Here is a 7,690-nt window from a genome sequence, read left to right as displayed (position 1 = left end):
CGTCCCGCGCGGAATCCGCCCACGACGTGATCGAGAACAGCCACGCCTCGACCGCGCTCTCGTACGCCGACGGCGTCGCCAAGGCCCGCGCCCGCCACACCGCGCGCGGCAAACTGCTCCCCCGCGACCGGGTGGACACCCTGCTCGACCCGGCCTCCCCCTTCCTCGAACTGGCCCCGCTGGCGGCCGACGGGATGTACGACGGCGCCGCCCCGGCCGCCGGGGTGATCGCCGGCATCGGCCGCGTCGCCGGGCGCGAGGTGGTCGTGGTCGCCAACGACGCCACCGTCAAGGGCGGCACCTACTACCCGATGACGGTCAAGAAGCACCTGCGCGCCCAGGAGGTCGCGCTGGAGAACCGGCTCCCCTGCGTCTACCTGGTCGACTCCGGCGGCGCCTTCCTCCCGATGCAGGACGAGGTCTTCCCGGACCGCGACCACTTCGGCCGGATCTTCTACAACCAGGCGCGCCTCTCGGCCGCGGGCGTCCCGCAGATCGCCGCCGTGCTCGGTTCCTGCACGGCCGGCGGCGCGTACGTCCCGGCGATGAGCGACCAGGCCGTCATCGTCCGCGACCAGGGCACCATCTTCCTCGGCGGGCCGCCGCTGGTGAAGGCGGCGACCGGCGAGGTGGTGACCGCCGAGGAGCTCGGCGGCGGCGACCTGCACTCGCGGACCTCCGGCGTCACGGACCACCTGGCCGAGGACGACGCCCACGCCCTGTCCATCGTCCGCACCATCGTCGCCGGGCTCGGCCCGCGCCCGGCCCGCCCATGGCCGCTCACCCCGGCCGAGGCGCCCGCCGTCGACCCGGCCGGCCTGTACGGGGCCGTCCCGGTCGACCCGCGCACGCCCTACGACGTGCGCGAGGTGATCGCCCGGCTGGTCGACGGCAGCCGGTTCGCCGAGTTCAAGGCCGAGTACGGCGCGACCCTGGTGACCGGGTTCGCCCGGATCCACGGGCACCCCGTCGGCATCGTCGCCAACAACGGCGTGCTGTTCGCCGAGTCCGCCCTCAAGGGCGCCCACTTCATCGAGTTGTGCGACCAGCGGGGCATCCCCCTCCTCTTCCTGCAGAACATCACCGGTTTCATGGTCGGCCGGCAGTACGAGGCGGGCGGCATCGCCAAGCACGGCGCCAAGATGGTCAACGCCGTCGCCTGCACCCGCGTCCCGAAGCTGACGGTAGTGATCGGCGGCTCGTACGGAGCCGGCAACTACTCGATGTGCGGCCGGGCCTACTCACCCCGCTTCCTGTGGATGTGGCCGAACGCCAAGATCTCCGTGATGGGCGGCGAGCAGGCCGCGTCGGTGCTGGCGACCGTCCGCCGCGACCAGTTGGAGGCGCACGGCGAGCAGTGGCCCGCCGAGGCGGAGGAGGAGTTCAAGCGCCCCGTGCGCGAGCAGTACGAGCGCCAGGGCAACGCCTACTACGCCACCGCCCGGCTCTGGGACGACGGTGTGATCGACCCGATGGACACCCGGACCGTGCTCGGCCTGGCGCTCACCGCCTGCGCGAACGCCCCGCTCCCGGCGCCCGGCCCGTTCGGTGTCTTCCGCATGTAGCGCTGCTCCCGCAGGCGGCGGCCCACCGGCCACGCCGCCTCCCCGGTGCCCGGCGCCCACCCGGTGCCACCACCTCCTTCGTACGGCTCCCCTCGACCCGGAGGAACGCCTCCCATGTTCGACACAGTTCTGGTCGCCAACCGCGGCGAGATCGCCGTCCGGGTGATCCGCACCCTGCGGCGGCTCGGCGTGCGCTCGGTCGCCGTGTTCAGCGACGGCGACGCCGACGCGCCGCACGTCCGCGAGGCCGACGTCGCGGTCCGGCTGGGCCCGGCCGACCGCAGCGACAGCTCCGCCGCCGAGACCTACCTGCGGACCGACCAGATCCTCGCCGCCGCCCGCCGGACCGGCGCGCAGGCCGTCCACCCCGGCTACGGCTTCCTCGCCGAGAACGCCTCCTTCGCCCGCGCCTGCGCCGACGCCGGCCTCGTCTTCATCGGTCCTCCTCCCGCCGCGGTCGAGCTGATGGGTGACAAGATCAACGCCAAGGAGGCCGTACGGGCCGCCGGCGTACCGGTGGTCCCGGGCAGCCAGGCCACCGCGCCGACCGACGAGGACCTCGTCACGGCCGCCGAGGGGATCGGCTACCCCGTGCTGCTCAAGCCGTCCGCCGGCGGCGGCGGCAAGGGCATGCGTCTGGTCCGCGACCCGGCCGACCTGCCGACCGAGATCGCCGCGGCCCGACGCGTCGCCCGCACCGCCTTCGGCGACAACACCCTGCTGCTGGAACGCTGGATCGACCGGCCGCGCCACATCGAGGTCCAGGTGCTGGCCGACGCCCACGGCACCACCGTCCACCTCGGCGAGCGCGAGTGCAGCCTGCAGCGCCGCCACCAGAAGCTGATCGAAGAGGCTCCCTCCGTCCTGCTGAACGCCGCGACCCGTGCGGCGATGGGCGCCGCCGCCGTCCGCGCCGCCGAGTCCTGCGGCTACACCGGCGCCGGCACCGTGGAGTTCATCGTCCCCGGCGTCGGCCCGGACTCCCCCGCCACCGACGACGGCGTGCGGGACTTCTTCTTCATGGAGATGAACACCCGGCTCCAGGTGGAACACCCCGTCACCGAACTCGCCGTCGCCGTGGCCGGACCCCGCCCGCAGGGTTCGTCCACGTCAGGTTCGACCACCGGCGACCCGGCCGACGCGGCGTCCACCGGCCCCGGCCCCGCCGCCGGCCGACCCCGGCGGCTCGACCTGGTCGAGTGGCAGCTGCGGATCGCCGCCGGCGAGCCGCTCTCCTTCGCCCAGTCCGACATCTCCTTCCAGGGCCACGCCATCGAGGCCCGAATCTGCGCCGAGGACCCGGAACGGGACTTCCTGCCCACCGGCGGCCGCATCCTGCTCCTCGACGAACCGCGGGGCGAAGGCATCCGGGTGGACTCCGGAGTCGCCCTCGGGACCGTGATCACCAGCTCCTACGACCCCATGCTCGCCAAGGTCATCGCCTACGGACCCGACCGGCCGACCGCGCTGCGGCGCCTGCGCGCCGCGCTGGCCGACACCCGGATCCTCGGCGTCACCACCAACACCGGCTTCCTGCGGCGGCTCCTCGCCCATCCCGAGGTCGCCGCCGGCCGGCTCGACACCGGCCTGGTCGAGCAGACGGCGCAGCAGCAGCCCGGGCTGCTCGCCTCGCCGTACTCCCCGGCCACCGGGACCGCGCCCTCCGCCGAGACCTCCGGATCCGTGCCGCCGGAGCCACCGGCCCCCGTCCACCTCCTCTACTACGCGGCCGCACTCGCGCGGCACCTGGACCTCGCCCCGGCCGCCGACGCCGACGGCTGGACCGACCCGTTCTCCCTTCCCTCCGGCTGGCGCCTGGGCGGCGACCCGGCCTGGACCACCCACCGACTCCGTACCCCCGGCCAGGACCCGGTGCCGGTGCGCGTCCGATCGATCACTGCGGGCAACGTAGCGGACGCCACTGACAATCCGGCCGGCACGGCCCTGGAGGTCGAGGTCCGGCTCGCCGACGGACCCGTCCACCGGGCCCGGGCGGGCCGCTCGGGCGACCGTCTCCACCTGACCGTCGACGGCCTGCGGACCGGCTTCACCCTCGCCGAGGACGGCTCCGTCGCCGCCCCGGTGACCTGGCTCGGCGTCGACGGCGACGCCTGGCCGGTGCACACCCATGACGCGGTCGGCGAGAGCACCGCCGCCGGCGCCGCCCACCACGGCGCCCTGACCGCGCCGATGCCGGGCACCGTCACGGTCGTGAAGACCACGGCCGGGGAGGCGGTCCGCAAGGGCCAGCCCCTGCTCGTCCTGGAGGCCATGAAGATGGAACACGTGATCGCCGCTCCGCACGACGGCACGGTGAGCGAGCTGCGGGCCACCGCCGGCGCCACCGTGGCCATGGAGGAGCTGCTGGTCGTGGTGACACCGGCCGAGGCCGCCGAGGTGCCCGCGGCGGTGCGGTCGTGACCGCCCCCGCGCCGCGCGGCGCCGACCCGGCCCGCGAACCGGACGCCCTGGACCTGGGCCTGCCGGACCCGGTCCGCTCCCCCGGTCTGCCCGAGGAGGTGCGGATCCACGAGGTCGGCCCGCGCGACGGCCTGCAGAACGAGGGCACGCTCGTCCCCGTCGAGGTCAAGGCCGAGTTCATCGCCCGGCTCGCGGCCGCCGGCCTGCGCACCGTCGAGGCCACCAGCTTCGTTCACCCGAAATGGGTACCCCAGCTCGCCGACGCCGAGGAACTGATGCCCCGGCTCGCCGGCTTGCCGGAGCGCCACCCGGGCCTGCGCCTGCCGGTGCTGGTGCCCAACGAGCGCGGCCTGGACCGCGCGCTGGCCCACCACGCCGGCGACGTCGCGGTGTTCGCCAGCGCCACCGAGACCTTCGCGCGCCGCAACCTCAACCGCTCGGCGGACGAGGCGATGGCGATGTTCCGCCCCGTGGTGGAGCGGGCCACGGCGGCCGGGGTCCCGGTCCGCGGCTACCTGTCGATGTGCTTCGGCGACCCCTGGGAGGGCCCGGTCCCGGTCGCCCAGGTGGTCCGCTTCGGGACGGAGTTGCTGGAGATGGGCTGCGCCGAGCTGAGCCTCGGCGACACCATCGGCGTGGCCACCCCCGGCCAGGTCACCGCCCTGCTCGACGGGTTCGCCGCGGCGGGGGTGCCGGTCGGCCGGCTCGCCGTGCACTTCCACGACACCTACGGCCAGGCGCTCAGCAACACGCTGGCGGCGCTGCGCTCCGGGGTCGCCACCGTGGACGCCTCGGCCGGCGGACTCGGCGGCTGCCCCTACGCCAAGAGCGCCACCGGCAACCTGGCCACCGAGGACCTGGTGTGGATGCTGCACGGGCTCGGCGTCCGGACCGGCGTCGACCTGCGCGCCCTGGTCGCCACCAGCGGCTGGATGGCACGCCGGCTCGGCCGCCCGAGCCCCTCCCGCACGGTCCAGGCCCTGCTCGGCGGCACGCCCGCCGGTCCCCCGGACTGACCCGCTCCGACCGTCCCGCGCGCGCCGACCGGCTCCCCCGCGCTCGTCCGCGCACCACGCCGCCCGCCCGTCACACCAGCACGGCGGCGGTCGTCCCGACCACGCCCGCGCCCACCAGGCGGGGCCCCAGGAGGATCACCATGCTCGACCACCGGTTGAACACCGAGCACGAGGAACTGCGGCGCACCGTGGCCGAATTCGCCCAGGACGTGGTGGCGCCGAAGATCGGCGAGTACTACGAGCAGGGTGAGTTCCCCTACGAGATCGTGCGGGAGATGGGGCGGATGGGCCTGTTCGGCCTGCCGTTCCCGGAGGAGTACGGCGGCATGGGCGGCGACTACTTCGCGCTCTGCCTGGCACTGGAGGAGCTGGCCCGGGTCGACTCCTCGGTGGCGATCACCCTGGAGGCGGCGGTCTCGCTCGGCGCGATGCCCGTCTACCGCTTCGGCACCGAGGAGCAGAAGCGCGAGTGGCTGCCCCGGCTGACCTCGGGCGAACTGCTCGGCGCGTTCGGCCTGACCGAGCCCGAGGGCGGCTCCGACGCCGGGGCGACCCGCACCACCGCGCGGTACGACGAGGCCACCGACGAGTGGGTGATCAACGGCACCAAGTGCTTCATCACCAACTCCGGCACCGACATCACCGGTCTGGTCACCGTCACCGCGCTCACCGAACCGATCGCTCGTTCGAGTGAAGAGGGCGAATTCTCCTCGCCACGGCGGGAAATCTCCTCCATCATCGTGCCCACCGGGACCCCCGGGTTCCAGGTGTCGAAGAAGTACTCGAAGGTCGGATGGAACGCATCCGACACCCGCGAACTGTCCTTTACCGACTGCCGCGTCCCCGCGGCCAACCTGCTGGGCGAGCGAGGTCGCGGCTACGCCCAGTTCCTGCGGATCCTCGACGAGGGCCGCATCGCGATCGCCGCCCTGGCCACCGGCCTGGCCCAGGGCTGCGTCGACCAGTCCGTCTCGTACGCCGGTACGCGCCGCGCCTTCGGCCGGCCGATCGGCGCCAACCAGGCCATCCAGTTCAAGCTCGCCGACATGGAGATGCGCGCCCACACCGCCCGCCTGGCCTGGCGGGACGCCGCGTCCCGGCTGCTGCACTCGGAACCGTTCAAGAAGGAGGCCGCGATCGCCAAGCTGTACTCGTCGGAGGCCGCCGTCGACAACGCCCGCGAGGCGACCCAGATCCACGGCGGGTACGGCTTCATGAACGAATTCCCGGTCGCCCGCTTCTGGCGGGACTGCAAGATCCTGGAAATCGGCGAAGGCACCTCGGAGGTTCAGCGGATGCTCATCGCGCGAGAGCTCGGCGTCATCTCCTGAGGCTGCCACAGGCCAATCCGCTTCGTCCGCCGGTCCGCCCGGGCCGGCGGACCGGACGGGGCGATCACGATCAGCAGGAGGAATGTGAGGAGGAAGGAGTCACCCGAGGCCACCCGAGTCGATCTGGTCGTACCGGGCCAGCGCGAGTTCGAACGCCGTCGGCTCAACCCTGACGGCGCCGTCGAACGGGCCGCTGAGCTGGAACACCAGACTGACCGCGAACGCCACCGAGGCCCCCACGAACCCCATCAGCACCAGGTTGCGCCCGGTCGCGGTCAGCCCGACCACGGGCGGCGTCGCCAGTACGAACACCGCCCCCACCACCAGACCTCCCAGCACCAGCGCCGGCACCTGCGCGCGAATGTCGGCCAGCCGGGCGTTCCGCCGCGCATAGACGTCCGTCAGACTCCTCAACACATCGGCCTTGGCTGCCAGTTCGGATGCGCTCTGGCTCCGCACCGCGTCCACCGACGTCCGGATCCGGTCGGCCGCCGCCCAGGTCGCGGCACTGCCGTGGCCACGGCCCATCTGCTCCCACTCGTCCGTGATCACCTGGTGGGTGTAGTCGCGCACCCGCTGCTGCACCACCGGACGGTCCGGGCCGGGCAGCAACCGGGCTGACCAGTACACCTCGGTGAGGGCCCGGGACTCCTCGTAGGTGTGCTGGCGGGCGGTGTTGAGCTGCTGCCATGAACCGGCGATGGCGAAGCCGGTGAAGAGAGCGAAGAAGCCGAGCACCGCCGCGCCCGCGAAGCCGATCGCGGACGGGTTGGTCGCACCCTCGCGGGAACCGCGGGACCGGCCGACCAGTGCACCGATGGCCAGCGCGAGCGCCGCACCGGCCAGCGCCGCGACGATATTGATCCACATCTACCGACCACTCCCCCGACGTTCACTCGCCACCGCCACCGCCACCACCACCGCCTCCAGGCCCCTCTCTCCGACGCTGCCGCACCGACAGGGCGGCGGCCAACACGACAAGGACGGGAAGCACGATCGCCAACAGCAGCATCAGCACCTCATCGGTGCCCCAGTCGTCGTCCCAGTCGAACGGTGTTTCGTCCGGGATTTGAGCGGCCCCGGCCTCGCTCCCGTTCGAGTTCGGGTTGCCGGACTGGCCCGGCTGCCCCGGCCTCTCGGAACCGGCACCGGACCCGGAACCGGCACCGGAGGCGCCGTCGCCCGCACCGCCCGAGGCGCCACCTGCGGCGGCTCCCTCTGCCGCACCTCCGGCACCCGCACCTCCGGCACCCGCGGCTGCTCCGGCTCCTGCCGCTGCGGCTGCGGCTGCGGCTGCGGCTGCGGCTGCGGCTCCCGCTGCCCCGGCGCCACCAGCTGCGGCGGCCGCTGCTGCTGA

General features: G+C 73.7%; 5 protein-coding genes. 4 read left to right on the top strand and 1 reads right to left on the bottom strand.

The window, feature by feature from the left end; genetic code table 11:
* The 4 genes from ABD308_RS20350 to ABD308_RS20335 all read left to right on the top strand — a co-directional run.
* Positions 1-1,565: carboxyl transferase domain-containing protein (locus ABD308_RS20350; protein ID WP_344337283.1), on the top strand; the 1,565-nt coding region annotated here is incomplete at its 5' end.
* Positions 1,566-1,679: 114 nt separating this feature from the next.
* Entirely contained in the window at positions 1,680-3,986 is a 2,307-nt protein-coding gene (locus ABD308_RS20345; RefSeq protein ID WP_344337281.1) for an acetyl/propionyl/methylcrotonyl-CoA carboxylase subunit alpha, read from the top strand.
* A 47-nt stretch (positions 3,987-4,033) separates the two neighbouring features.
* Positions 4,034-5,002, top strand: a complete 969-nt coding sequence (locus tag ABD308_RS20340; RefSeq protein WP_344337286.1) for a hydroxymethylglutaryl-CoA lyase — start codon at positions 4,034-4,036, stop codon at positions 5,000-5,002.
* A gap of 140 nt (positions 5,003-5,142) precedes the next feature.
* Positions 5,143-6,333, top strand: coding sequence for an acyl-CoA dehydrogenase family protein (locus ABD308_RS20335; RefSeq protein ID WP_344337279.1), 1,191 nt, complete (start codon positions 5,143-5,145; stop codon positions 6,331-6,333).
* A gap of 99 nt (positions 6,334-6,432) precedes the next feature.
* Here ABD308_RS20335 and ABD308_RS20330 read toward each other — a convergent pair whose 3' ends face one another.
* A complete protein-coding gene (locus ABD308_RS20330; protein WP_344337277.1) occupies positions 6,433-7,203 on the bottom strand; it encodes a bestrophin-like domain in 771 nt (256 codons plus the stop codon).
* Positions 7,204-7,690: the final 487 nt, after the last annotated feature.

Origin of the sequence: Kitasatospora putterlickiae (assembly GCF_039527695.1) — a bacterium.
In the GTDB taxonomy this organism is placed as follows: domain Bacteria; phylum Actinomycetota; class Actinomycetes; order Streptomycetales; family Streptomycetaceae; genus Kitasatospora; species Kitasatospora putterlickiae.
The sequence above is the reverse complement of the archived record's forward strand: the minus strand, read 5'-3'. Positions and strand labels throughout refer to the sequence as shown.

Coding starts and splice junctions, on each gene's coding strand:
- ABD308_RS20335 (WP_344337279.1), top strand. CDS start 5,143: ATGCTCGACCACCGGTTGAACACCGAGCACGAGGAACTGCGGCGCACC.
- ABD308_RS20345 (WP_344337281.1), top strand. CDS start 1,680: ATGTTCGACACAGTTCTGGTCGCCAACCGCGGCGAGATCGCCGTCCGG.
- ABD308_RS20330 (WP_344337277.1), bottom strand. CDS start 7,203: ATGTGGATCAATATCGTCGCGGCGCTGGCCGGTGCGGCGCTCGCGCTG.